General features: G+C 70.8%; 23 protein-coding genes and 1 riboswitch. Of the genes, 13 read left to right on the top strand and 10 right to left on the bottom strand.

Annotated elements, in window-relative coordinates; genetic code table 11:
- Positions 1–70 precede the first annotated feature (70 nt).
- Genes OG194_RS17630 through OG194_RS17615 form a run of 4 tightly spaced genes read left to right on the top strand, consistent with a single transcriptional unit; the run spans position 71 to position 5607 of the window.
- A complete protein-coding gene (locus OG194_RS17630; RefSeq protein ID WP_327401804.1) occupies positions 71–1600 on the top strand; it encodes a GMC family oxidoreductase in 1530 nt (509 codons plus the stop codon).
- Entirely contained in the window at positions 1600–2694 is a 1095-nt protein-coding gene (locus OG194_RS17625) for a quaternary amine ABC transporter ATP-binding protein (RefSeq protein ID WP_327401803.1), read from the top strand. The genes OG194_RS17630 and OG194_RS17625 overlap by 1 nt, the downstream gene beginning before the upstream one ends.
- Positions 2694–4649, top strand: coding sequence for an ABC transporter permease (locus OG194_RS17620; protein WP_327401802.1), 1956 nt, complete (start codon positions 2694–2696; stop codon positions 4647–4649). Before OG194_RS17625 ends, OG194_RS17620 begins: the two co-directional genes overlap by 1 nt.
- Before the next feature lies 1 nt (position 4650).
- Positions 4651–5607: an ABC transporter substrate-binding protein gene (locus OG194_RS17615; RefSeq protein ID WP_327401801.1), complete on the top strand. Its 957-nt coding sequence runs from the start codon at positions 4651–4653 to the stop codon at positions 5605–5607.
- Positions 5608–5613: 6 nt separating this feature from the next.
- Here the strand turns inward: OG194_RS17615 and OG194_RS17610 are convergent, their stop codons facing one another.
- A complete protein-coding gene (locus tag OG194_RS17610) occupies positions 5614–6336 on the bottom strand; it encodes an isocitrate lyase/PEP mutase family protein (RefSeq protein ID WP_327401800.1) in 723 nt (240 codons plus the stop codon).
- A gap of 46 nt (positions 6337–6382) precedes the next feature.
- Positions 6383–6880 (bottom strand): carboxymuconolactone decarboxylase family protein, encoded by a 498-nt coding sequence (locus OG194_RS17605; protein ID WP_327401799.1) that lies wholly within the window; start codon positions 6878–6880, stop codon positions 6383–6385.
- Between the two features lie 46 nt (positions 6881–6926).
- On the opposite strand from OG194_RS17605, the gene pdxR reads away from it, so the two are divergent.
- On the top strand, positions 6927–8351 hold the full coding sequence (pdxR, locus tag OG194_RS17600) for a MocR-like pyridoxine biosynthesis transcription factor PdxR (RefSeq protein ID WP_327401798.1): 1425 nt from the start codon (positions 6927–6929) through the stop codon (positions 8349–8351).
- A 29-nt stretch (positions 8352–8380) separates the two neighbouring features.
- Here pdxR and OG194_RS17595 read toward each other — a convergent pair whose 3' ends face one another.
- Together OG194_RS17595 and rocD are read right to left on the bottom strand one after the other, a co-directional pair.
- Positions 8381–9226 (bottom strand): hypothetical protein, encoded by an 846-nt coding sequence (locus OG194_RS17595; RefSeq protein WP_327407117.1) that lies wholly within the window; start codon positions 9224–9226, stop codon positions 8381–8383.
- Between the two features lie 102 nt (positions 9227–9328).
- Positions 9329–10558 carry an ornithine--oxo-acid transaminase gene (gene rocD / locus OG194_RS17590; protein WP_327401797.1) on the bottom strand — a complete coding sequence of 410 codons (1230 nt, stop codon included), beginning with the start codon at positions 10556–10558 and terminating at the stop codon, positions 9329–9331.
- A 91-nt stretch (positions 10559–10649) separates the two neighbouring features.
- Positions 10650–10739: riboswitch (ZMP/ZTP riboswitch) on the top strand.
- 31 nt (positions 10740–10770) lie between these two features.
- Here rocD and OG194_RS17585 point away from each other — a divergent pair.
- Positions 10771–12225 carry a glycine hydroxymethyltransferase gene (locus tag OG194_RS17585; protein WP_327401796.1) on the top strand — a complete coding sequence of 485 codons (1455 nt, stop codon included), beginning with the start codon at positions 10771–10773 and terminating at the stop codon, positions 12223–12225.
- Positions 12226–12270: 45 nt separating this feature from the next.
- On the opposite strand, the gene OG194_RS17580 is transcribed toward OG194_RS17585, so the two are convergent.
- From OG194_RS17580 to OG194_RS17565, 4 genes are all read right to left on the bottom strand, one after another.
- Complete coding sequence (locus OG194_RS17580; protein WP_442811582.1) at positions 12271–13029, bottom strand: hypothetical protein; 759 nt, start codon at positions 13027–13029, stop codon at positions 12271–12273.
- 39 nt (positions 13030–13068) lie between these two features.
- Entirely contained in the window at positions 13069–13764 is a 696-nt protein-coding gene (locus OG194_RS17575; protein WP_327401794.1) for a hypothetical protein, read from the bottom strand.
- A gap of 273 nt (positions 13765–14037) precedes the next feature.
- Positions 14038–14997, bottom strand: coding sequence for a hypothetical protein (locus OG194_RS17570; protein WP_327401793.1), 960 nt, complete (start codon positions 14995–14997; stop codon positions 14038–14040).
- Complete coding sequence (locus OG194_RS17565) at positions 14984–15544, bottom strand: RNA polymerase sigma factor (protein WP_327401792.1); 561 nt, start codon at positions 15542–15544, stop codon at positions 14984–14986. The genes OG194_RS17570 and OG194_RS17565 overlap by 14 nt, the downstream gene beginning before the upstream one ends.
- Positions 15545–15720: 176 nt before the next feature.
- Here OG194_RS17565 and trpS point away from each other — a divergent pair, with 176 nt between their 5' ends.
- Both trpS and OG194_RS17555 read left to right on the top strand, forming a co-directional pair.
- Positions 15721–16734 (top strand): tryptophan--tRNA ligase, encoded by a 1014-nt coding sequence (gene trpS / locus OG194_RS17560; RefSeq protein WP_327401791.1) that lies wholly within the window; start codon positions 15721–15723, stop codon positions 16732–16734.
- Between the two features lie 187 nt (positions 16735–16921).
- Entirely contained in the window at positions 16922–17500 is a 579-nt protein-coding gene (locus tag OG194_RS17555; RefSeq protein WP_327401790.1) for a 2'-5' RNA ligase family protein, read from the top strand.
- A gap of 47 nt (positions 17501–17547) precedes the next feature.
- On the opposite strand, the gene OG194_RS17550 is transcribed toward OG194_RS17555, so the two are convergent.
- A complete protein-coding gene (locus OG194_RS17550) occupies positions 17548–18291 on the bottom strand; it encodes a decaprenylphospho-beta-D-erythro-pentofuranosid-2-ulose 2-reductase (protein ID WP_327401789.1) in 744 nt (247 codons plus the stop codon).
- Positions 18292–18451: 160 nt separating this feature from the next.
- On the opposite strand from OG194_RS17550, the gene OG194_RS17545 reads away from it, so the two are divergent.
- Positions 18452–19402 carry a YihY/virulence factor BrkB family protein gene (locus OG194_RS17545; protein WP_327401788.1) on the top strand — a complete coding sequence of 317 codons (951 nt, stop codon included), beginning with the start codon at positions 18452–18454 and terminating at the stop codon, positions 19400–19402.
- Here OG194_RS17545 and OG194_RS17540 read toward each other — a convergent pair.
- Positions 19353–20687, bottom strand: coding sequence for a D-alanyl-D-alanine carboxypeptidase family protein (locus tag OG194_RS17540; protein WP_327401787.1), 1335 nt, complete (start codon positions 20685–20687; stop codon positions 19353–19355). The genes OG194_RS17545 and OG194_RS17540 overlap by 50 nt on opposite strands.
- 91 nt (positions 20688–20778) lie before the next feature.
- On the opposite strand from OG194_RS17540, the gene OG194_RS17535 reads away from it, so the two are divergent.
- The 4 genes from OG194_RS17535 to OG194_RS17520 all read left to right on the top strand — a co-directional run bounded on the left by OG194_RS17535 (position 20779) and on the right by OG194_RS17520 (position 24566).
- Positions 20779–21018 carry an SCO4848 family membrane protein gene (locus OG194_RS17535; protein ID WP_327401786.1) on the top strand — a complete coding sequence of 80 codons (240 nt, stop codon included), beginning with the start codon at positions 20779–20781 and terminating at the stop codon, positions 21016–21018.
- Between the two features lie 4 nt (positions 21019–21022).
- The gene (locus OG194_RS17530; protein ID WP_327401785.1) at positions 21023–22285 is read left to right on the top strand and encodes a metallophosphoesterase; all 1263 of its coding nucleotides are present in this window, start codon (positions 21023–21025) and stop codon (positions 22283–22285) included.
- A gap of 194 nt (positions 22286–22479) precedes the next feature.
- Positions 22480–24036: an ABC transporter substrate-binding protein gene (locus OG194_RS17525; protein ID WP_327401784.1), complete on the top strand. Its 1557-nt coding sequence runs from the start codon at positions 22480–22482 to the stop codon at positions 24034–24036.
- A gap of 125 nt (positions 24037–24161) precedes the next feature.
- Positions 24162–24566 carry an ATP-binding protein gene (locus tag OG194_RS17520; protein ID WP_327401783.1) on the top strand — a complete coding sequence of 135 codons (405 nt, stop codon included), beginning with the start codon at positions 24162–24164 and terminating at the stop codon, positions 24564–24566.
- Positions 24567–24576 lie beyond the last annotated feature (10 nt).

Here is a 24576-nt window from a genome sequence, read left to right as displayed (position 1 = left end):
GCTCCCGGCTCCCGGCTGCCTCGCGGGCTGAGCCCCGCCTCGATCTTTTCCGACTGGAGTGAGTACCCCCATGCCCGAGAACGAGTACATGTACGACTATGTCGTCATCGGCGGCGGCACCGCAGGCTCCGTCATCGCCTCCCGCCTCACCGAGAACCCCGACGTCACCGTCGCCGTCATCGAAGGCGGCCCCAGCGACGTCGGCCGCGAGGACGTACTGACCCTGCGCCGCTGGATGGGCCTCCTCGGCGGCGACCTGGACTACGACTACCCGACCACCGAGCAGCCGCGCGGCAACTCCCACATCCGGCACAGCCGCGCCCGCGTGCTCGGCGGCTGCTCCTCGCACAACACCCTCATCGCCTTCAAGCCGCTGCCGTCCGACTGGGACGAGTGGGAGGCGGCCGGCGCCAAGGGCTGGGGCTCGATATCGATGGAGGCGTACTACGCCCGCCTCCTCAACAACATCGTCCCCGTCGACGAGAAGGACCGGAACGCCATCGCCCGCGACTTCGTCGAGGCGGCCCAGGAAGCACTCGACGTCCCGCGCGTCGAGGGCTTCAACAAGGCGCCGTTCACGGACGGCGTCGGCTTCTTCGACCTCGCATACCACCCGGAGAACAACAAGCGGTCCAGCGCGTCCGTCGCGTATCTCCACCCGGTGATGGACGAGCGCCCCAACCTCACCCTCTTCCTTGAGACCTGGGCGCACCGGCTGGAGCTGAACGGCACCCGCGCGGAAGGCGTGCACGTCCGCACCGAGGACGGCGAGGAACTCCTCGTCCGCGCCCGCCGCGAGGTCGTCCTGTGCGCCGGCGCCGTCGACTCCCCGCGGCTGCTCCTGCACTCGGGCATCGGCCCCCGCAAGGATCTCGAAGCGCTCGGCATCCCGGTCGCCGTAGACCTCCCGGGCGTCGGCGAGAACCTCCTCGACCACCCCGAGTCGGTGATCGTCTGGGAGACGAACGGGCCGATCCCGGAGAACTCCGCGATGGACTCCGACGCGGGCCTGTTCGTGCGCCGCGACCCCCAACTCCCGGGCCCGGACCTGATGTTCCACTTCTACCAGGTCCCCTTCACGGACAATCCCGAGCGCCTCGGCTACGAACGCCCGGAGTTCGGCGTCTCCATGACCCCGAACATCCCCAAGCCGAAGAGCCGCGGGCGCCTGTACCTGGAGAGCGCCGACCCGGCCGTCAAACCCGCCCTGGACTTCCGGTACTTCACCGACGAGGACGACTACGACGGCCGCACCCTCGTCGACGGCATCCGCATCGCCCGCGAGATCGCGAAGACCGAACCACTCGCCCGCTGGCTCAAGCGCGAGGTGTGCCCCGGCCCGGAGATCCTCGGCGACGCGGAACTGAGCGAGTACGCCCGCAAGGTCGCCCACACCGTCTACCACCCGGCCGGCACCTGCCGCATGGGCGACGACACCGACGAACTGGCCGTGGTCGACCCCGAGTTGAGGGTCCGCGGCCTGGACGGCATCCGCATCGCCGATGCCTCCGTCTTCCCGACCATGCCCGCCGTGAACCCGATGATCGGGGTGCTCATGGTCGGCGAGAGGGCTGTCGACCTGATCGGAGATGGTGCGTGATGAGTACCGCGACGACGAGTACCTCCAGTACCCCCAGCGTCTCCGGCAACCCCGTGTTCTCGGTGGACGGCCTCTGGAAGGTCTTCGGCCCGAAGGCCGACCAGGTCCCCGCCGACCCCGAACTCACCGCCCTCGACGCCGCCGACCTGCGCACCCGCACCGGCTGCACCGCCGCCGTCCGCGACGTCTCCTTCGACGTCCGCAAGGGCGAGGTCTTCGTGGTGATGGGCCTGTCCGGCTCCGGCAAGTCCACCCTGGTCCGCTGCCTCACCCGCCTCATCGAACCCACCGCCGGCACCATCGCCATCGACGGCGAGGACGTCCGCGCGATGGACAGGTCCCGGCTGCGCGAACTCCGCCGCCACCGCGCCGCGATGGTCTTCCAGCACTTCGGCCTCCTCCCGCACCGCACGGTCCTCGACAACGTCGCCTACGGCCTGGAGATCCAGGGCGTCGGCAAGGCCGAGCGCCGCCGCCGCGCCGCCGAGGTCGTCACCAAGGTCGGCCTGGAAGGCATGGAGCAGCGCCGCCCCGGCCAGCTCTCCGGCGGCCAGCGCCAACGCGTCGGCCTGGCCCGGGCGTTGGCGGTCGACCCCCAAGTCCTGCTGTTCGACGAGCCGTTCAGCGCGCTCGACCCGCTGATCCGGCGCGACATGCAGGAGGAGGTCGTCCGGCTGCACCAGGAAGAGGGCCGCACGATGGTCTTCATCACCCACGACCTGAACGAGGCGCTGAAACTCGGCGACCGCATCGCCCTGATGCGCGACGGCCGCATCGTCCAGCTCGGCACCCCCGAGGAGATCGTCGGCTCACCCGCCGACGACTACGTCCGCGAGTTCGTGCGCGACGTCCCGCGCGCGGACGTCATGACGGTCCGTACGGCGATGCGGCCCGGGGACTGCGGAGACCGGGAGCACCCCGGCGCCCTCGCGGCCGACGCGGTCGTCGCCGAGGCCATCAAGGTCGTGTCCCGCAGCGGAAAGCCCGCCTGCGTCGTCGAGGACGGCCACTGCCTGGGCGTGGTCGACCATGCCCGGCTGCTGGACGTCGTGGCCGGGGCGGAGCTCGCCGGCACCGGCAAGGAGGCGGTCTGATGGCAACGGCCACCGCACCCGCCCCCCGTCTCGCCCTCCCCGGCGTCCTCCGGCACCGGGCCGCGCACAAGCTCCTGCTGCTCGCGCTCGCCGCCGCGATCCTCGTACCGCTCGCCAACGCGCACTGGGCCAGCGGGAGTTGGCCGCACGACCTCACCGTCGACCTGTCCGGTCCGCTGGGCCGGGCCAACGACTGGATCATCGACAACCGCGACAGCTCCCCGGTGTTCCTCTACTTCTTCGGCTACATCAGCAACGCCGTCGTCCTCTCCGTACGCGCCGTCTACCTGGTGCTGCTCGCCGCGGGCTGGGCGGGCGTCACCGCGTTCGGCGCCCTCGTCGCCTGGCGGGTGGCGGGCGTACGGCTCGCGGTCGGAACCGGCGTCGCCTTCCTCGCCTGCGGACTGCTCGGCATGTGGGTCCCGACCATGCAGACCCTCGCGCTGATGGTGGTCGCGGTGCTCACCTCGGTCGTCGTGGGCGCCCTGCTCGGCCTGGCCGGCGGCCTCTCCGAGCGCACGGACCGCGCACTGCGCCCGGTCCTGGACACCATGCAGGTGCTCCCGGCCTTCGCCTACCTCCTCCCCGTCGTCCTGGTCTTCGGCATCGGCGTCCCCGCCGCCGTCCTCGCCACCGTCGTCTACGCCGCCCCGCCCATGGCCCGCCTCACCGCGCTCGGCCTGCGCAACGCCGACCCGGAGGTCCTGGAAGCCGTCGAGTCCCTGGGCGCCACCGGACGCCAACGCCTGTTGACGGCACGGCTCCCGCTGGCCCGCAAGCAACTCCTCCTCGGCCTCAACCAGACGATCATGATGGCCCTCTCCATGGCCGTCATCGCCTCCGTCATCGGCGCCGGAGGCCTCGGCGACCGCGTCTACCAGGCACTCGCCTCCGTGGACGTCGGCGCGGCCCTGGCCGCCGGCATCCCGATCGTGCTCCTGGCCGTCGTACTGGACCGAGTGACCGCGGCGGCGGGCGAACAGACCGACGAGTCCGCGGGCGAACCGGGGTCGACTCTCCGCCCGTGGCTGTACGCGCTCGGCGCCACCGTGGCCGTAGCGGTGGTGGCCCGGCTCGCCGGCGCCCTGGACTGGCCCTCCGGCTGGACCCTGAACATCGCCGAACCGGTGAACCGCGTCGTCGACTGGATGACCGCCCACCTCTACTCCGGCGTCCCCTACCTCGGCGGCACCGCCGACTGGGCCGGCCACTTCACCACCTGGGTCCTGGACCCCGTACGCGACGGCCTCCAGTGGCTGCCGTGGTGGTCGGTGCTGCTGATCGTCGCCGCCCTCGCCTGGGTGATCGGCACCTGGCGCACCGCGCTCACCGCCGTCCTCGCCATGGCCGCGATCGGCGTGCTCGGCGTGTGGAAGCCGTCCCTCGACACCCTGTCGCAGGTACTCGCAGCCGTGGCCGTCACCCTCGTCCTCGGCTTCGCGACCGGCATCGCCGCCGCCCGCAGCGACCGCTTCGAACGCGCCCTGCGCCCCGTCCTCGACGTCTGCCAGACGATGCCGCAGTTCGTGTACCTGATCCCGGTCGTCGCCCTCTTCGGCGTCGGCCGCGCCCCGGCCGTCGCGGCGGCGGTCGTCTACGCCCTCCCCGCCGTCGTCCGCATCACCACCCAGGGCCTGCGCCAGGTCGACCCGGCCGCCCTGGAATCGGCCCGCTCACTCGGCGCGACCAGCGCCCAGCAGCTGCGGCAGATCCAACTCCCGCTCGCCCGCCCGGCGTTGCTCCTCGCCGTCAACCAGGGTGTGGTCCTCGTCCTCGCCGTCGTCATCATCGGCGGCCTGGTCGGCGGCGGCGCGCTCGGCTACGACGCCGTGTTCGGCCTGGCACAGGGCGACCTGGCGACCGGACTGGTGGCGGGCGCCGCGATCGTCTGCCTCGGCCTGATGCTCGACCGAGTGACCCAGCCGACGGAACGCCGCACCAAGAAGGGAGCGTGACATGCGAGTTCGTACGGCTTACTCAGTGGCCGCGGTGACGTCCCTCGCCCTGCTCTCGGGCTGTGGCGCCGCCGACATGACCAAGCAGGCCTCGCCCTTCGCCAACGCGCAGGGCTCCAAGACCGTGACCCTCTCCGTCCAGTCCTGGGTGGGCGCACAGGCCAACGTGGCTGTCGCGCAGTACCTGTTGGAGCACAAGCTCGACTACCGCGTCGACACCGTCCAGGTCGACGAGGTCCCCGCGTGGGACGCGCTCAGCCAGGGCCGGGTCGACGCGATCCTGGAGGACTGGGGCCACCCCGACCAGGAGAAGCGCTACGTCGACGACAAGAAGACGATCACCCGCGCGGGCGGCCTCGGCGTCACCGGGCACATCGGCTGGTACGTCCCGACCTACCTGGTCAAGCAGCACCCGGACATCATCGACTGGAAGAACCTCAACAAGTACTCCTCGATGTTCCGCACCGCCGAGAGCGGCAGCAAGGGCCAGTTGATGGACGGCTCGCCCTCCTACGTCACCAACGACAAGGCCCTGGTGACGAACCTGAAGCTCAACTACCAAGTGGTGTTCGCCGGTTCGGAGGCCGCGCAGATCACCCAGATGAAGCAGTTCGCCAAGGAGAAGAAGCCCTTCCTCACCTACTGGTACGCACCCCAGTGGCTCTTCAAGAAGGTCCCCATGACGGAGGTGAAACTCCCCGCCTACAAGGAGGGTTGCGACGCCGACGCCACCAAGGTCGCCTGCGCCTACCCCCACACCCCGCTGGAGAAGTACCTCAACACGGACTTCGCCAAGAAGGGTGGCAAGGCGGCGGCCTTCCTGAAGAAGTTCAAGTGGACGACCGAGGACCAGAACGAGGTCTCCCTGATGATCGCCGACCAGAAACTCTCCCCGGCCGACGCCGCGAAGAAGTGGGTGGACAGCCACCCCTCCACCTGGAAGGCCTGGCTGTCCTGACCCCGGTCACCCCTTCAGCTCTACGGCCCGCTCCTTGAGCGCGAGTGCCGCCCAGCGCTGGAGCCCCGGCCCGAACGTGATGCGCGTGGCCCCGAGTTCACCCAGTTCGGTGGGCGAGGGGCTCTCGCCGTCCAGCCGCGCGAGCGCGTTCACCGGCCCCTGGATACCGGACCGCAGGAACGGCAGCACCTCGGCCGGAGCCATGATCGGATAGACACAGTCGGCCCCTGCCGCGACGTACAACGCGGCCCGCTCGATGGCCCGTTCGGGGTTGCCGTCACCGTGCAGGAAGGTGTCGACCCGCGCGTTGACGAACAACCGCTCCGCCGCCACCGCCCGCACCTCGGCCAGCCAATCAGCGTGCTGACGCGGATCCTTGAGCACCCCACCCTCGGAGTCCTCAAGGTTGCACCCCACCGCCCCCGCCTCCAGCAGCCGCTCCACCAGCTCCTTCGGCGCGAGCCCGTACCCGCTCTCGACATCCGCCGACACCGGCACGTCCACGGCCCGCACGATCCGCGCGACCGCCGCGAACATCTCGTCCGCCGGCACCGCCCCGTCCTCGCACCCGAGCGAGGCGGCGACCCCGGCACTGGGTGTGGCGAGCGCCGTGAACCCGGCCTCCACGAACACCCGCGCACTGACCGCGTCCCAGGGCCCGGGCAGCACCAGCGGATCACCGGGCAGCCGCCGCCGATGCAGACTCCGGAACAGCTCCACCTCGCTCACGGCCGACGCCCCCGCACCACTCGGTCCAACACCCGTGCGGGCGACGTCACTTGAACTGTCCCGCCTTGTAGTGCCCCGGCACCATCCGCGTGCTCACCCCGAACCGGTTCCACGCGTTGATCACCGTGATCGCGGCGATCAGCTGCGCCAGCTCGGCCTCCTCGAACTGCTCGGCCGCCCGCGCGTAGACCTCGTCCGGCACAAAGCCGTCCGTGATCACGGTGACCGCTTCGGTCAGCTCGATCGCCGCCAGCTCCTTCTCGGTGTAGAAGTGCCGCGACTCCTCCCACGCGCCGAGCTGGATGATCCGCTCCACGCTCTCGCCCGCCGCGAGCGCGTCCTTGGTGTGCATGTCGAGGCAGTACGCGCAGTGGTTGAGCTGCGAGGTGCGGATCTTCACCAGTTCCAGCAGCTTCGGGTCGAGGCCTCGCCGGGCGGCGATGTCGAGACGGACCATCGCCTTGTAGACCTCGGGCGCGTGCTGGGCCCAGTCCAGGCGGGGGCTGTGCTCGTGGGCGTAAGGAGTTTCCTGTGTCGTGGTCATGTCTCGACTCTAGAAGCCAGGCAGCCCAGGAGTATGGTCCATTTCCATGGCGAAATCATGGGCCACTTTCGGCGTCGACCTGCATCTCGATCCGACCGCCACCAGCACCGGCGTCCGCCGCGGCCTCACGGACGCGCTGCGCGACGCCGTCCGCACCGGCCGCCTCGCCCCCGGCACCCGACTGCCCTCCTCCCGCTCCCTCGCCGCCGACCTGGGCATCGCCCGCAACACGGTCGCCGACGCCTACGCCGACCTCGTCGCCGAGGGCTGGCTCACCGCCCGCCAGGGCTCCGGCACCCGCGTCGGCATGGGGGCACCTCCCACGCCCTTAAGGCAGTGGGGGAGTGCTGTCGTCCCGCCCACGCACCCCACCCCACCCCGCCGCCTCAGCAGCCGCCCCACCTACGACCTCGTCCCCGGCACCCCCGACCTCGCCGCCTTCCCCCGCACCGAGTGGCTCAAGGCCGCCCGCCGCGCCCTCACCAACGCCCCGTACCAGGCCCTCGGCTACGGCGACCCGCGCGGCCGCGTCGAACTCCGCACCGCCCTCGCCGCCTACCTCTCCCGCGCCCGCGGCGTACGCGCCGACCCCGAGCACATCCTGATCAGCGCGGGCATCTCCGGCGGCCTGCGCCTCCTCGGCGCCGTCCTGCGGGCCCGCGGCGCCCACACGATCGCGGTGGAGTCCTACGGCCTCGCCGTCCACTGGCAGATCCTGGACGAGGCCGGCCTGCGCACCCGCCCGCTCCCCTTCGACGAACTGGGCGCGAACCCAGGCCAGTTGACGGACGAACCGGGGGTCCTCCTGACCCCTGCCCACCAGTTCCCCATGGGCGTCCCCCTCCACCACGACCGCCGCTCCGCCGTCGTCGACTGGGCCCGACGCACCGGCGGCCTGGTCCTGGAGGACGACTACGACGGCGAGTTCCGCTACGACCGCCAGCCCATCGGCGCCCTACAGGGCCTCGACCCGAACCACGTCGTCTACCTCGGCACCGCCAGCAAGTCCCTCGCCCCCGGCCTCCGCCTCGCCTGGATGGTCCTGCCCCCCTCCCTCATGGAGGAGGTCGCGAAGGCCAAGGGCGGCACCGACACCTGCGGCGTCCTGGACCAGCTGACCCTCGCCGAGTTCATCACCTCCGGCGCCTACGACCGCCACGTTCGCGCCGCCCGCCTGCGCTACCGCCGCCGCCGCGACACCCTGGTCGAGGCCCTCGCCCAGCGCGCCCCCGACGTCCACGTCACCGGCATCGCGGCCGGCTTCCACGCCGTCCTCAGCCTCCCGCCCGGCACCGAACAGTCCGTGGTCCAAGCCGCCGCCTGGCAGGGCCTCGCCCTCCACGCCCTGTCCTTCTACCGCCACGAACACGCCCTCGTCGATCCGCTGGACGCCCTGGTCGTGGGCTACGGCACACCGCCGGACCATGCGTGGGCGGGGGCGGTGGAGGCGTTGTGCAGGGTGTTGCCGTGACCTAGGCCGCCGTTTTCGTGCGGCCTGGCCTACGCCGTTTCCACGGGAGCTTCGTCGGCTGCTTCCGCCGGCGCCTCACCAAAACGCGCCAACGCCAACGCCCCCGCCACCGCCACCAGGAACCCCAACACCGCCAGCCACTCCAACCCGTCCCGCGTACGGTCCCCGAGCCACACCACCCCCACCGCCGCCGGCCCGAGCGTCTCCCCGATCACCAACCCCGCCGTCGCCGTCGTCACAGACCCCCGCTGCAACGCTGTCGTCAGCAACAAGAACGCCGCACCCCCACCGACCAGCAGTGCGTACGTCGCCGGATTGCCGACCAGCGTCGAGGGCTTCAACGAGTCGATCAACCGAACCGCCACCTCGACCACCCCGAACCCGAAGCCCGCCCCCAGCCCCAGCGTCAACGCCCGCCCCCGCTCCGGCAGTCGCCCCCCGACCAGCCCGAGCAACAGCACCGCCACCGACGTCCCCAACATCGCCCACTTCAACGCCATGGACCCGGCCCGGTGCCCCTCCGCCCCGGACGCCAGCCCCAGCATCGCCAGCCCCGCGCACACCACGCCGACGGCCGCCCACTCCACCCCGCTGAGCCGAACTCCCAGCAGCCGGGCGGCCACCACGGCCGTCACCGCGAGGCTCGACGCCAGCGCCGCCCCGACCGCGTAGATGGGCAGCGACCGCAGCGCCACGATCTGGAACACGAACCCCAGACAGTCCAGCCCCAGCCCCGCCAGATACCGCCACTGACGCAGCGCCCGCAGCAACAGCGCCGCGTCCCCGCCCCCACCGGTCGTGGCCGCCCGCGCGGCGACCGCCTGCAACACCGTCGCCGTACCGAAGCAGACCGCCGCGCCGAGCGCGCACACCATTCCAAAGAGCACAAAGTGACTCTAGGGGAGGGGAGATCGCCACGGGCCTCCCGTGTGGGCCCTCTCACCGATCTCTGGAGATTCCCCGGACCGGCAACGGCCCTAGACCCCCAGCACCGCGCGGAGTTGGGCCAGCCCCCAGTCCAGATCCTCCCGGCTGATCATCAGCGGCGGCGCGATCCGGATCGTCGACCCGTGAGTGTCCTTCACGAGGACGCCCCGGTCCATCAACCTCTCCGAGATCTCCCGGCCCGTCCCGACCGCCGGCGTGATGTCGACCCCCGCCCACAGCCCCCGCCCACGCACCGCCGTCACCCGCCCGGTGTCCGTCAACTGCCGCAATTCCCGGTGCAGATGCTCCCCCAGCTCCGCGGCCCGCGCCTGGTACTCGCCCGACCGCAGCATCGCGATCACCTCCAGTGCCACCGCACACGCCAGCGGATTCCCGCCGAACGTCGACCCGTGCTCCCCGGGCCGGAACACGCCCAGCACCTCCGCACTCGACACCACCGCCGACACCGGCACCACCCCACCGCCCAGCGCCTTCCCGAGCACATACATGTCGGGCACCACCCCCTCGTGCTCACACGCGAACGTCCGCCCCGTCCGCCCGAGCCCCGACTGGATCTCGTCGGCGATGAGGAGCACGTTCCGCTCCCGCGTCAACTCCCGTACCCCCGCCAGATATCCGGCCGGCGGCACCAGCACCCCCGCCTCCCCCTGGATCGGCTCCAGCAACACGGCCACCGTGTTCTCACTGACCGCCGTCCGCATCGCGGTGAGATCCCCGTACGGCACGACCCCGAAGCCCGGCGTGTACGGCCCGAAGTCCGCCCGCGCCTCCGGGTCGGTCGAGAAGCTGACGATCGTCGTCGTACGGCCGTGGAAGTTGTTGCCCGCCACCACGATCTTCGCTCTTCCTTCGGGCACGCCCTTGACCCGGTACCCCCACTTCCGCGCGGTCTTCACCGCGGTCTCGACCGCTTCCGCGCCCGTGTTCATCGGCAGCACCAGCTCCATGCCGCACAGCTCCGCCAACTGCTCGCAGAACGCGGCGAACCGGTCGTGGTGGAACGCCCGCGACGTCAGCGTCACCCGCTCCAACTGCGCCTTCGCCGCCGCGATCAACCGCGGATTGCCGTGCCCGAAGTTCAGCGCCGAGTACCCGGCGAGCAGGTCCAGATACCGCCGCCCCCGCACGTCCGTCATCCACGCCCCGTCGGCGGTGGCGACGACCACCGGCAGCGGGTGGTAGTTGTGCGGGGTGTGCGCCTCGCCGGCGGCGACGAGGGCTTCCGTACTGTCTTCGCTACTGGCTTCCGTACTGGTCACGGCGTCTCCCGGGGGTGAGGGTGCCCCTTTCCTATCCTCGCCCGCATGGTGGACGCGGGAGCCGCACCGTCCGGCCCGCCCGGTAGGCTGACCGGCGGGCCGTGACTGGCGCGCTGGGATGGGACCGACCATCGGGGAGCGGCCCGAGCTGGAATGTGTGCCGTGCGCCTGGGCCGTACCGAGAACGCCGAACGCCACGTCCGGAGGTCCCCATGCCCGACAATTCCGCGCCCCTTTCCAACGAGTCCACCGCCTTCCGCGCCGCCCTCGACGTGATCCGTGCCGTCGAGCCCCGCGTCGCCGACGCCATCGGCCAGGAAGTCGCCGACCAGCGCGAGATGCTCAAGCTGATCGCCTCCGAGAACTACGCCTCCCCGGCCGCCCTCCTGGCCATGGGCAACTGGTTCAGCGACAAGTACGCCGAGGGCACCATCGGCCGCCGCTTCTACGCCGGCTGCCGCAACGTCGACACCGTCGAGTCCCTTGCCGCCGAGCACGCCCGCGAACTCTTCGGCGCCCGCCACGCCTACGTCCAGCCGCACTCCGGCATCGACGCCAACCTCGTCGCCTTCTGGTCGATCCTCGCCGACCGCGTCGAGGTCCCGGCCCTCGCGAAGGCGGGCGTCCGCCAGGTCAACGACCTCTCCGACGCCGACTGGGCCGAACTCCGCCAGGCCTTCGGCAACCAGCGCATGCTCGGCATGTCCCTGGACGCCGGCGGCCACCTCACCCACGGCTTCCGCCCCAACATCTCCGGCAAGATGTTCGACCAGCGCTCCTACGGCACCGACCCCGTCACCGGCCTCATCGACTACGAGGCCCTGCGCGCCTCCGCCCGTGAGTTCAAGCCGCTGATCATCGTCGGCGGCTACTCCGCCTACCCGCGCCTGGTGAACTTCCGCATCATGCGCGAGATCGCCGACGAGGTCGGGGCGACCCTGATGGTCGACATGGCGCACTTCGCCGGCCTGGTCGCGGGCAAGGTGCTGACCGGCGACTTCGACCCGGTCCCGCACGCCCAGATCGTCACCACCACCACCCACAAGTCGCTGCGCGGGCCGCGTGGCGGCATGGTCCTGTGCGACGACTCCCTCAAGGACCAGGTCGACCGCGGCTGCCCGATGGTCCTCGGCGGCCCGCTCCCGCACGTCATGGCCGCCAAGGCCGTCGCCCTCGCCGAGGCCCGGCAGCCCTCCTTCCAGGACTACGCCCAGCGCATCGTCGACAACTCCCGTGCGCTGGCGGACGGTCTGATGCGCCGGGGCGCCACCCTCGTCACCGGCGGCACCGACAACCACCTCAACCTGATCGACGTCGCCTCCTCCTACGGCCTCACCGGCCGCCAGGCCGAGGCCGCCCTCCTCGACTCGGGCATCGTCACCAACCGCAACGCCATCCCCGCCGACCCCAACGGCGCCTGGTACACCTCCGGCATCCGCATCGGCACGCCCGCCCTGACCACCCGTGGCCTGGGCACCGCCGAGATGGACGAGGTCGCCGGTCTCATCGACCGCGTCCTCACCACCACGGAGCCCGGCACCACCAGCAAGGGCGCGCCGTCCAAGGCCAAGCACATCCTCGACCCGAAGATCGCGGACGAGATCTCCCACCGCGCCACCGACCTCGTCGCCGGCTTCCCGCTGTACCCGGAGATCGACCTCGGCTGACAGCTGACACACGCTCTCTCTTGAGTTGTCAAAGATCGGCGACTCTCACAGATCGATGAGTTCCTGTCGAGGTTCCTCGCGCGGCGGTCCGGTCTCACGCCGGGCCGCCGCGCGGCGTATCAGCAGCGTGCCGCCGACTCCGACAGCCACCCCCGCGGCCGCCCACCAGACAGGTCCGGCAAGCCCTTCCGATCCAGCTCCGCCCCCAACTGCCGTGCTGCCGGTACCGGTTGAGCCGAGCACCCCCGCCCGCTCCATCTGCGCGAAGACCGCGCGCGGCGCCCGATGCCAGCGGATGTCGTCGTCCGCCACCTCCGGAGCCGGATCCGTCCGCACCCACGGTGTGCCGTCCGCGGCCACGAACAACTGGTCCTCCCGCTCCACCGCCACGTCACCACCCGGAGCCCGACTCGTCCGAGGCCACCCCCCGACCCCGGTCAGCCCCCACACCACGGTGATCCGCACCGCCGGATACCGGCCCGCCTCCCACTCCTGCGACACCCGCTCCGTCCCCGCGTACGTCGGCCGCAACAGCGTCCACAGGCGGGCGAACGACGACTCCCCGGAACGCCATGTCTCCGTCCGGCCCGAGTCACCGGCCACGACCAGCGCCAGATCCGGGATGTCCCGCAGCGGGTCCTGAGCTCGCGTCTGCGCCTGATTCACGACTCCGGTCCACATCTGATCCGTCCCGACAGCCTGAGCCTGAGCAGACCCGGCCAGAACCGTCAACACCGGCCCAGCCACGAGACACAGGCCCCGCAACCTCGCCCGCCCCGTCGCCCGTCCCCTCCCGCGTTCCATCCGTCCCCCCTCTCCATCTCTCCTCGTCCCCTCCGCCCCTCACACGTCCCGCAACTCCTGTCTGGGCCCCGGCTCCCGCCGTCTCGTCCGCCACCGGTCCAACGGCAGCCGCGCGACGAACGGCCGCAGAACCAGGGCCAGTACCGCTCCGGCCGCCGCACCCGGTATCGCCCACCACCAGTCGGTGCCGTGCCCCTTGTCCGGCAGGGAGACCTGCACCGTGGTGGTCCCCGTCCCCGTCCCCGTGTCGGTGTCAGGCGCGGCGGTGGCGGGCTCGGTCGACTGCCACGGCGCCGGGAAGATGCCGGAGTAGCCATCACCGGTGCCCTTGCCCATCACGCCCAACTTCTTCAAGAGGGCGCGCAGTTGGGCGGGCTGCCCCGCCCGGTGCCAATAGCCGTTCAGGTTCGTGTTCTCCGACGCGTCGGCCGCCGTGTGGATCCAGACCGCCTGCGGTCGGGACTCGACCGGAAAGACCCGGTCGATCCGCCAGGGTGATATGTCGTGCGCCAGCCAGGTGACGTTGATCTGCCGGGCGTGGGCCAGATCGGCCTCGGGCGGCTTGTCGCGGGTGCCCTTACCCTCCGGTCCGAGCAACTGCTGGAGTTTTCCGTACTGTTCGTCCGAGTAGTACAGCGCTTTGGCCTGCCCGCTTGCCGGCGAGGTCACGAGCACGCTCGTGGGTCCACCCGCCGCAGCGTCCGACGCACCCCACACCATCAGGGCCAGCGTCATCGCCAACGCCCCGCTCAGTGCAGTCAGTTCACGAACCCCGCCCGAACGCCTCCCGGGCCTGCCCGTGACCCTGACCCCGCCTGCCCCGCCCGTACTTCCGCCTCCGGACATCCGAACCCCCAACCAGCCGATCCCCGTACGGCCCGCCCGCGAGCCGCCTGTCACTTCTGGTACACCGCTCGACCCGCCGAGGTTCCCACTCCGCCCGCACTGCTTGAACTGCTCGCACCCCTCACACGACTTGCGCCACCCACACCCGTCGCTCAACGCGTCCTACCCCCGCCCGTCGAGCGACCGCGCGATCTCCAAGGCCCGCCGCTTCGATCCCACGCCCTCCAGACGGAACGTCAGATCCCCGCCCGGAACCCCCCTCACCGCATGGGTCCACAACAGCGTCGGCCTCGCCGTCCGCTCCTCCCGCGTATAGCGGTCCCCGTCCGCGTCCACCAGCCAGAAGCTCAGCAGATGCGGTCGCGCGAACCACAGCGCCGGGTCCTGTATGCCCTCCGGAGGGACGGTCCCGTCCAGCGACAGCCACTCCGGCGGCTCGCGCACCGTCTTGGCGAAACCGATGTCCAGCCGCGCCGGATACTCGTCGACCCGGACCGTGTGCCCGCCCTCCCGCCAGCACAGGCTCACCAGAAAGCGCCCCCGCGGCTCACCGGTCACCGTCACCGCGTCCGGCACACCCAGCGCGTCCGGCACCACCGGCTCGAACCCCGCGCGCCGACCGGCCTGCGCCAGCGTCACCGACCGCCCGCACCCCGGCACCTCGGCCCCGGCCGAGGGCACCGCCGACGGGTCGTACCGCACCTCGACTCCGCCGAAGCCGAACCAGTCGAAGACCGCCGCCCGCACCGGAGGCGTGAGCACGAGCACCGTCAGCACACCGCACAGGGCCGCCACCAGCGCCCGCCGCCGCAGCCGCATCCAGCGCCGGACCGCCTGCATCCGCGCCCGGACTCCGGTCGGCCCGGGCACAGGCACGGGGACCGGGATCTGCTCGGCCAGTATCTGCGCCAGCACCCGCTCGACCATCGTCTCGGACCCGGCGGCCTCGCCCTCGCCTCCACCACCGCCCCGCGCGTCCAGCGAGCGCCCCAACGCCCGCAGCTCCGCGGGCAACCGGGAGGCACCCGCGTGCCCATCGCGCCCCGCCCGCCGACGTCCGGAGCCCTCACCGGCACCGGCGCCCTCACCGTCGTACGACTCCCGTCCGTCACTCACACTCATCACCCCCTTCCCGAGGTCGGAAATCCGGCAGCAACCGCCCGAGTTTCCGCAACGCGCGGTTCAGCCGGGACTTCACCGTGCCGCGCGGCCAGCCCAGGGCCTGGGCCGTCTCCGGTTCGTCCATCTCCAGGAGATAGCGGTAGGTCACGACCAGGCGGTGCTCCTCGCTCAGCTGCTCCAGGGCGGTGAGCAGGGCCGCGCGGCGCTCCGTCTCCAGCGTGGCGACCGCAGGGTCCGCCGATTCCGGTATCAGCGGCTCGGCCTCCGCGAACGCCGCCTCCCGGCCGGCGAGCGTGCGCTGACGCGCCGCCGTACGCACTGTGTTCCTCGTCTCATTGGCGACGATCGACAGCAGCCACGGCTTGAACGCCGCGCCGTCCCGGAACCTGCCCAGCGCGCAGTACGCCTTGACGAAGGCCTGCTGCACCACGTCCTCCGCGTCCGCTCCCGCCCCGAGTGCCGCGGCCGCCCTGAGTGCGATGCCCGTGTGGGCCCGCACCAACTCCGCGTACGCCTCCGGCTCTCCGGCGCGTACGCGTGCGATCACCGCTGCCTCATCGACGATGCGGCCCCCCTCCCGCGTCTCCACACATTTGGTACACCGCCCGAGCCGGATCGGTTCCCACCCGTGTCGCATCTCTTCCGAACGGGTTCCGAACGAGTTCCGAACCCGGCTCCGGGCCTGTTTCTGACCGGCCCCCAAGACCTGAGAGAATGGTGAACATGGCCTCAGACCGACCCCGCGTGCTCTCCGGAATCCAGCCCACCGCAGGCTCGTTCCACCTCGGCAACTACCTCGGCGCCGTCCGCCAGTGGGTGGCCCTCCAGGAGTCCCACGACGCGTTCTACATGGTCGTCGACCTGCACGCGATCACGGTCCCGCAGGACCCGGCGGACCTGCGCGCCAACACCCGGCTCGCCACCGCACAGCTGCTGGCCGCCGGGCTCGACCCGGAGCGCTGCACGCTCTTCGTCCAGAGCCATGTCCCCGAGCACGCCCAGCTCGCCTGGGTCATGAACTGCCTGACCGGCTTCGGTGAGGCGGCCCGCATGACCCAGTTCAAGGACAAGTCCGCCAAGCAGGGAGCCGACCGTGCCAGCGTCGGCCTGTTCACGTACCCGATCCTCCAGGTCGCCGACATCCTGCTGTACCAGGCGCACGAGGTGCCGGTCGGCGAGGACCAGCGCCAGCACATCGAGCTGACCCGCGACCTCGCCGAGCGCTTCAACGGCCGCTTCGGCGAGACCTTCACGATCCCGAAGCCGTACATCCTCAAGGAGACGGCGAAGATCTACGACCTTCAGGACCCGTCGATCAAGATGAGCAAGTCGGCGTCGACTCCGAAGGGCCTCATCAACCTCCTCGACGACCCGAAGGCGACCGCCAAGAAGGTCAAGAGCGCGGTCACCGACACGGACACCGTGATCCGCTACGACGCGGAGCACAAGCCGGGCGTCAGCAACCTGCTCACCATCTACTCGACCCTCACCGGCACCGGAATCCCGGAACTGGAGCAGAGGTACGAGGGCAAGGGCTACGGTGCGCTCAAGACGGACCTGGCCGAGGTCATGGTCGAGTTCGTGACGCCCTTCAGGGAGCGCACCGAGCAATATCTGGACGACCCGGAGACGCTCGACTCGATCCTGGCCAAGGGCGCGGAGAAGGCGCGAGCCGTCGCGGCCGAGACCCTCGCCCAGACGTACGACCGGGTCGGCTTCCTGCCCGCCAAGCACTGAGGCGTGCGACCGCACCGTAGTACCGACTGACGTACCACTGGACAGAGCGCTGCACATCACTACGGTTGCGCCTGCCCACAACTCAGGTGTGGCCGTACAGTCGATAGCCGGGTGGCCGCGCGCGTGGCCGCCCCCGCTCACTATGAAGACCGCCATCAGGACCACCGACAGGACGACAGGAGACGACGTGGGGACCGTAACGATCGGTGTGTCGATCGCGGTCCCGGAGCCTCACGGCAGCCTGCTCCAGGAGCGGCGCGCGGGCTTCGGCGACGCCGCGGCTCACGGCATTCCCACGCACGTCACGCTGGTGCCGCCGACCGAGGTGGACGCCTCGCAACTGCCCGCGATCGAGGCACACCTGGTCGATGTCGCCGCCGCCGGGCGCCCGTTCCCGATGCGTCTGTCCGGCACCGGGACCTTCCGGCCGCTGTCCCCGGTCGTCTACGTCCAGGTCGTCGAGGGCGCTTCCGCCTGCACCTGGCTCCAGAAGCAGATCCGCGACGCCTCCGGGCCCGTGGCACGCGACCTGCACTTCCCGTACCACCCGCACGTCACCGTGGCGCACGGCATCGACGACGAGCTGATGGACCGCGCCTTCGAAGCGCTCGCCGACTACCGCGCGGAGTGGTCGTGCACCGCCTTCGCGCTCTACGAGCAGGGCCCCGACGGCGTCTGGCGCAAGCTCCGCGAGTTCGCCTTCGGAGGAGCCGTCGTACCGCCCCAGGCGGCCCACACCGAACGCGGCACGATCCCCAGCCACTAGGCCGGACACGACAGCCACTGGGCCGGACACGACCTGGGCGCGCGGGGTCAGACCGTCAGTCGCCGGAACAGCGCCCGCGGCGTGTGCCGCAGCGCCGACATCACCACGCGCAGCGTCCCGGGCACCCAGACGGCCTCCGAGCCTCGGCGCAGGCCCAGTTCGATGGCCGTGGCGACGGCTTCCGGAGTCGTCGCGAAGGGCGCCTTCTCCGGACCGGCCGTCTTCTTCGACCGTACGAACCCCGGGCGTACGACCATGACGTGCACGCCCGTGCCGTGCAGCGCGTCGCCCAGCCCCTGGGTGAACGTGTCCAGGCCGGCCTTGCTGGAGCCGTAGATGAAGTCCGCGCGGCGGGCCCGTTCGCCGGCGACCGAGGAGAGCACCACCAGGGAGCCGTGCTCCTGGGTCTGAAGCGCCCGCGCGCTGACCAGGCCGGCCGAGACGGCACCGATGTAGTTGGTCCGCGCGACCCGCACCGCGGCGGCCGGTTCGCGCTCGTCCCGCGCCTGGTCGCCGAGGATGCCGAAGGCGAGCAGGACCATGTCGACGTCGCCCTCCGCGAAGACCTTGCCGAGCACGGTCTCGTGGGAATCGGGGTCGAGTGCGTCGAAGGCGACGGTGTGGACGTCGGCCCCCAGGACACGCAGTTCCGAAGCGGCACTCTCCAGGGCGGGCGACGGACGGCCCGCCAGCCACACCGTGCGGGTGCGCCGCGCGATCATCCGGCGGGCGGTGGCCAACGCGATCTCTGAGGTACCGCCGAGGACAAGGAGGGACTGTGGAGGACGCATGCGGGTGACCGTATCGTCCCGCTATGGGCGTTCAGTTGTGCGGCATCGACCCCCTCCCTGAAATGGGCGATTAATCGGATGCCGCCGACGATGACGGCACGCGCGCGTGTTTGTGGGGTACCCGCACATCGGTCTCCCCGGAGGAGGGCAGAATCGGATCATGGACTGGCTGAAGAAGCTCCCCGTCATCGGGCCGCTGGTGGCGCGCGTGATGCTCACGCACGCGTGGCGGTCGTACGAGCGGCTGGACCGGGTGAAGTGGTCGCAGCTGGCCGCCGCGATGACGTTCATCAGCTTCATCGCGCTGTTCCCGCTGCTGACCGTGGCTGCCGCGATCGCCGCCGCCACTCTCAGCACCGACCAGCAGCACCAGCTTCAGGACAAGATCGCCGAGCAGGTCCCCGGCATCTCCGAGCAGCTCAACATCGGTTCCCTGGTGGACAACGCGGGCACCATCGGTCTCATCGCCGGTGCCGTCCTGCTGTTCACCGGCATCGGCTGGGTCGGCTCGATGCGGGAGTGCCTGCGCGCGGTGTGGGAGCTGCCCGACCGCGACGAGAACCCCCTGCTGCGCAAACTCATCGACACCGGAGTGCTGATCGGCCTGGGCGGCGCCGTCCTCGCCACGATCGCCATCTCCACGGTCGCCTCCGCCCTGGTCGACTGGATCAGCCGCGAACTGGGCCTGGTGCAGGGCGGCTGGGGCGGGATCCTGCTGCGCGTCGCCGCGTTCGGCGTCGCCGTGTTCGTCGACTTCCTGCTTCTGCTGTACGTCCTGACGCTGCTGCCCGGCGTCGAACCCCCGCGCCGCCGGCTCCTGGTGGCCGCGCTGATCGGCGCCGTCGGCTTCGAACTGCTGAAGCTGCTGCTCAGCGGCTACATCCAGGGCGTCGCCGCGAAGAGCATGTACGGCGCGTTCGGCGTCCCCGTGGCGCTGCTGCTGTGGATGAACTTCACCTCGAAGCTGGTCCTGTTCTGCGCCGCCTGGACGGCGACGCCGAGCAAGGGGGACCCCGAGGACGACGCGTACGACCCGGCCGACGAGACCGAGAACCCCAAGGTCAGGGACGACGGCGCCGGACCAGATCCGGCAGCGGCCAGCGCCGGTTGACGAGGAAGACCCCGGCCGCGAGCAGCACGAGCAGCCCGCCGGTGACCGCGAGCGCGATCCCGACCCCGCTCGAACTGTCCTCCTCCGCGGCCGACGCCGAGGCCGAACCGCCGGCGCTCGGCTTCGTGGACGTGTCGCCGCCCGCTTCCCCGGTGGCCGTCGCACCCGGCTGTGCGCTCGCCTGCGGGACGTTCTTGGGCGCGACCAGCTCACCCACCGGCTGCACCTTCCCGTCCGCCTGGAAGCCCCAGTCGAGGATTTTCGCGGCCTCCTTGTAGACCTCGTTGTGCTCGGCCTTCTCCGGGTTCATGACCGTCACCAGCAGCACCTTGCCGTTGCGCTCGGCGACGCCGGTGAAGGTCGCGCCCGCGTTGGTGGTGTTGCCGTTCTTGACGCCCGCGATGCCCGGGTACACCGAGACGTCCGAGTCGCCGCTCAGCAGCCGGTTGGTGTTCTGGATGTCGAAGGTCCCGCGGACCGACTTGCCCTTCTTCTTCGTCGTCTCGCCCGGGAACTTCGCGCTCACCGTCGAGCAGTACTCCCGGAAGTCCTTCTTCTGAAGCCCGGAGCGCGCGAACAGCGTCAGGTCGTACGCCGACGAGACCTGCCCCGGCTCGTCGTAGCCGTCCGGCGTCACCACGCGCGTGTCCAGCGCCTGGAGGTCCTGGGCGTGCGCGTTCATGTCGGAGACGGTCTTGGCGACGCCCCCGTTCATGTGGGACAGGACGTGCACCGCGTCGTTGCCGGAGCGCAGGAAGACACCGAGCCACAGATCGTGCACCGTGTAGCTCTCGCCCTCCTTTATCCCGACCAGGCTCGAACCGGTGCCCATGCCGGCCAGGTCGGACGCGACGACCTTGTGCTCGGTCGTCTTCGGGAACTTCGGCAGCACGGTGTCCGCGAACAGCATCTTCAGGGTGCTCGCCGGAGGCAGCCGCCAGTGCGCGTTGTGCGAGGCGAGCACCGCGCCCGACTCGGCGTCGCTCACGATCCACGACCGTGCGGTGACGTCCTTCGGCAGCACCGGGACCCCGGACGTCAGATTGACCTGCGTCCCCGCTTGGCCGAGCCGGGTGCCGCCCACCGACGACATGTTCGCCGGGGGAGTGGCCGCAGGAGTCGCCGACGAACCGGCCGACGAACTCGCCGACGAACTCGGAGTCGCGGTCGGGGTGGGCGTCGGACTCGGGGCCGCGAGGGCGACGGGCGCGGTGAGCGCGAGGGACGACAGGGCGGCGGAAAGCACCAGCAGGGGTCGCCTGATGGTCTGCAGTGGAGCGGGCACGGACGAGAACGTACATGCCGGGGGACCCGAAGTCCCGTCACCGGCCCCACCCCGGACACGGGCCCCCGGGGACGACGGCGATACTGGACTCATGAAGCTCAGCCGCCCCGTCTCCTGGTTCCTGCTCGCCTTCGGGGTGTGGAGCTGGGTCATCTGGGTCACTTTCGTCAAAAACCTCGTAGCGGACAGCAGCGGACTGGCCTTCGACGACGGCCACCCGACGGCGTACTTCTGGGTGCACCTGACCCTCGCCATCGTCTCCTTCGTATTGGGGACGGTCATCGGGGGCCTCGGGTTGCGTGGACTGCGCGCACTGCGCGAGACGTCATAGAGAAGTGGCCGTCGTCGTCATCGCTCTCGTCGCCCTGGTCGCGGTCGCCGTCCTCGGCGGCGGGCACTGGTACGTCTGGCGCCGCCTCGTCCGCGACACCACGCGCGCGTGGGGTCCCGCCCGCGTCACCGGCACGGCCGTGCTCGTCGCCGGCCCGGTCCTGATGATCGCGGCCCTGGCCGCCGAACGGGGCGGCGCGCCCTTCTGGCTCCAACAGGCCCTGGGCTGGCCCGGCTTCCTGTGGATGGCCCTCGCGATCTACCTCCTGCTGGCCGTCCTCGCGGGCGAGGTCCTACGGCCGCTGCTGCGCCGGCTCCTCGAACGGCGCGGGCGGCCCGGGACGGCCGTGGAGGAGCGTGAGGCCCCGGTCTCCGCCACAGCCCCGGAAGAAGCCTCTGAAACGGCCCCTGAAGAGCCGCAGGGCAGTGGTCCGCTCTCCGTCCCCTCCCGTCGGCTCTTCGTCTCCCGTGTCGTCGGAGGCGCGGCCGCCGCCGCGGCCGTCGGGACCGTCGGATACGGCACCTACGGTGTGCTGCGCGGGCCGAGCGTCAAGCGGGTCACCGTGCCGTTGGCCAAGCTGCCGCGGTCCGCGCACGGGTTCAGGATCGCGGTGGTCAGTGACATTCACCTGGGGCCGCTCCTGGGGCGCGGCTTCGCGCAGAAGGTCGTCGACACGATCAACGCGACGCAGCCCGACCTCATCGCGGTCGTCGGCGACCTGGTCGACGGGAGCGTCAAGAACCTGGGGCCCGCCGCGGCTCCCTTGGCTCAACTGCGGGCGCGGCACGGGTCGTTCTTCGTCACTGGCAATCACGAGTACTTCTCCGGCGCCCAACAGTGGCTGGAAGAGGTCCGCACGCTCGGGATCCACCCCCTGGAGAACGCCCGTACCGAACTGGCCGGGTTCGACCTCGCCGGGGTCAACGACCTCCAGGGCGAGAGCGAGGGACAGGGGCCCGACTTCGGGAAGGCGCTCGGCGACCGTGACACCACGCGCGCGTGCGTGCTGCTCGCGCATCAGCCCGTGCAGATCCACGAGGCCGTGAAGCACGACGTCGACCTCCAGCTCTCCGGGCACACCCACGGCGGCCAGTTGTGGCCCGGCAACTTCGTCGCCGCGGCGGCCAATCCGACGGTCGCGGGCCTGGAGCGGTACGGCGACATCGAGTTGTACGTCAGCAGGGGCGCGGGCGCCTGGGGACCGCCCACGCGCGTGGGGGCGCCTTCGGACATCACGGTCGTCGAACTGGCCTCGAAACAGGCTTAGTTGCCCATGCGGGCGCGCACTTGCGAACTGGCTGAGAACCGGCTGTGAAACAGGCGATTAACACCCGTCGGTAAGTTCTTTCTCATCTCGGCAGAACCCTCTTCCCCCGGATGAAACTCCTGTGGTTAGGTGATCCGCGCCACTAGGGGAGTGGCATGTGAGGGGCCCGGGAGGGCCCTTGGGAGGGCACACCGATGCGGTCGGTTCGCATACGGATTCTCGCGACGCTGCTGGTTCTGGCGGCCGTGGGAGTCGGGGGCTGGCAGTTGCTGCCCTCGGACGGGAGCAAGGACAAGACGATCACGGTCGGGACGACGGACGCTGTCACGTCCCTCGACCCGGCAGCCGCCTACGACGCCGGTTCCTGGGCGCTCTACAGCAACGTCTTCCAGTCGCTCATGACGTTCGACTCGGGCGGTACGACACCCGTGCCGGACGCGGCCAAGAGCTGCGCGTTCGTGGGCGGCGGGCTGACGACGTACCGCTGTGTGGTGCGCGACGGGCTCACCTTCCCGAGCGGGCGCGCGATGACCGCCGAGGACGTGAAGTTCTCCTTCGACCGGGTCAAGAAGATCAACTCCGATGTGGGTCCGTCGTCGCTGCTCTCCACGCTCGGCTCGGTCGACGCCTCCGGGATGAAGGTCACCTTCCATCTGTCGTCCCCGGACGCCACGTTCCCGTTCAAGGTGGCCACCGGCGCCGGTGCGATCGTCGACAGCACCAAGTACCCGAAGGGCGCCCCGCGCAACGGCTACCGGGTCGACGGCACCGGGCCGTACACCCTGTCCACGTATACGAAGGACAAGAAGGCGGTCCTTTCGCCGAACAGCCACTACAAGGGTGCCGTCAAGAACACCGGGAGCCCGATCGAGCTGCGCTACTACGCCGACTCGGACGCGCTTCAGAAGGCGTACCAGGCGAAGCAGGTCCAGGTCGCCACCCGTCAGTTGCCGCCGAAGATGCTCTCCGGGCTCTCGGCGAGCGACCCGAACCAGCGCGTGTCGGAGGCGGACAGCTCCGAGACCCGCAACCTGTACCTCAACACCCGTAAGGGCACGCCCCTGCACGACGTCCTCGTGCGGCGGGCCATGGCCTGGCTGATCAACCGCGAACAGCTGGCCGCCACGGTGTACGACGACACGGTCGACCCGCTGTACTCGCTGATCCCCACCGGCATCGTCGGCCACACGACGTCCTTCTTCGACGACTACCCCTCCCAGAACGTCGAAAAGGCGAAGGCACTCCTCGAAGAGGCCGACGTTTCCGTCCCGGTGCACTTCACCTACGGCTACGGCATCGGGCACGGCGCCGGCAAGGAGGAGGCCGCCGAGCTGAAGAAGCAGCTGGAGGCGGGTGGCCTCTTCAAGGTGGACGTCAAGGGCTACGAGTGGACCGACTTCCAGAAGCGCTGGGCGACCGGCAAGCTCGACGCGTACGCGGTGGGCTGGGTCGCCGACTACCCCGACCCGGACACCTTCGGCTCCCCGCTCGTCGGCTCCGGCTCCACCATGAACACCGGCTACAGCAACAAGATCGTCGACCAACTGATCCTCGGCAGCCAGAAGTTCGCCGACCGCAGCCGCGTCGACGACGACTTCCGCGACCTCCAGTCGGACGTGGCCGCGGACGTGCCGCTGATCCCGCTGTGGCAGCGCAAGGAGTACGTCGTGAGCAGCGAGGACGTCGGCGGCATCTCCTACCTCACGGACGGCACCGGCGTGTTCCGGCTGTGGGCGCTGGACTGGATCTGAGGCGATCCCGCGGCATCGGACGTGATGCCGCGGGGCTGACCTTTGTTCGATCTTTTGTCCGAGTGACGCCGGTGGGCCATCGCACGCAGCACCATGTGACGGAGGTGTGTGGGTGAGGAGCCGACGTGGTCAGACGCAACGCATTCCGGCTGCCCCGGCACCCGGCTTCGGTGGGTCTCGCCCGGCGCCGGGTCCGGGACCATCTGGCCGACTGGGGACACCGGAGTGACGATCCGGCGCTCCAGGACGCCGTACTGCTGGTGTCCGAGCTGGCGACCAACGTCGTACGCCACGGGCCGCTCCTGGAGCGGGAGTTCGAGGTGGCGGTGACGGCCCTCGCGGACGGCTCCTGCCTCATAGAGGTGTCGGACGAGGGCCGCCTGGAACCCCGTCTGCGGGTCGTGACGGCCCTGGAGGAGGCCGGCCGCGGTCTCCACCTCGTGGAGGGCATCGCGGCCGCCTGGGGCGTCTGGAGCCGCGGCCCACACGGCAAGACGGTCTGGGCCCTGGTCCAGGCCGACACCCCCTGACACCCCTGTT

This window comes from Streptomyces sp. NBC_01288 (genome assembly GCF_035982055.1).
GTDB lineage: Bacteria > Actinomycetota > Actinomycetes > Streptomycetales > Streptomycetaceae > Streptomyces.
The sequence above is the reverse complement of the archived record's forward strand: the minus strand, read 5'-3'. Positions and strand labels throughout refer to the sequence as shown.

Bases quoted from the DNA above. Each gene is read 5' to 3' on its own strand.
- OG194_RS17630 (WP_327401804.1), top strand. From the start codon at position 71: ATGCCCGAGAACGAGTACATGTACGACTATGTCGTCATCGGCGGCGGC.
- OG194_RS17625 (WP_327401803.1), top strand. From the start codon at position 1,600: ATGAGTACCGCGACGACGAGTACCTCCAGTACCCCCAGCGTCTCCGGC.
- OG194_RS17620 (WP_327401802.1), top strand. From the start codon at position 2,694: ATGGCAACGGCCACCGCACCCGCCCCCCGTCTCGCCCTCCCCGGCGTC.
- OG194_RS17615 (WP_327401801.1), top strand. From the start codon at position 4,651: ATGCGAGTTCGTACGGCTTACTCAGTGGCCGCGGTGACGTCCCTCGCC.
- OG194_RS17605 (WP_327401799.1), bottom strand. From the start codon at position 6,880: ATGACCACGACACAGGAAACTCCTTACGCCCACGAGCACAGCCCCCGC.
- pdxR (WP_327401798.1), top strand. From the start codon at position 6,927: ATGGCGAAATCATGGGCCACTTTCGGCGTCGACCTGCATCTCGATCCG.
- OG194_RS17595 (WP_327407117.1), bottom strand. From the start codon at position 9,226: ATGGTGTGCGCGCTCGGCGCGGCGGTCTGCTTCGGTACGGCGACGGTG.
- OG194_RS17585 (WP_327401796.1), top strand. From the start codon at position 10,771: ATGCCCGACAATTCCGCGCCCCTTTCCAACGAGTCCACCGCCTTCCGC.
- OG194_RS17580 (WP_442811582.1), bottom strand. From the start codon at position 13,029: ATGGAACGCGGGAGGGGACGGGCGACGGGGCGGGCGAGGTTGCGGGGC.
- OG194_RS17575 (WP_327401794.1), bottom strand. From the start codon at position 13,764: ATGACGCTGGCCCTGATGGTGTGGGGTGCGTCGGACGCTGCGGCGGGT.
- OG194_RS17570 (WP_327401793.1), bottom strand. From the start codon at position 14,997: ATGAGTGTGAGTGACGGACGGGAGTCGTACGACGGTGAGGGCGCCGGT.
- trpS (WP_327401791.1), top strand. From the start codon at position 15,721: ATGGCCTCAGACCGACCCCGCGTGCTCTCCGGAATCCAGCCCACCGCA.
- OG194_RS17550 (WP_327401789.1), bottom strand. From the start codon at position 18,291: ATGCGTCCTCCACAGTCCCTCCTTGTCCTCGGCGGTACCTCAGAGATC.
- OG194_RS17545 (WP_327401788.1), top strand. From the start codon at position 18,452: ATGGACTGGCTGAAGAAGCTCCCCGTCATCGGGCCGCTGGTGGCGCGC.
- OG194_RS17535 (WP_327401786.1), top strand. From the start codon at position 20,779: ATGAAGCTCAGCCGCCCCGTCTCCTGGTTCCTGCTCGCCTTCGGGGTG.
- OG194_RS17525 (WP_327401784.1), top strand. From the start codon at position 22,480: ATGCGGTCGGTTCGCATACGGATTCTCGCGACGCTGCTGGTTCTGGCG.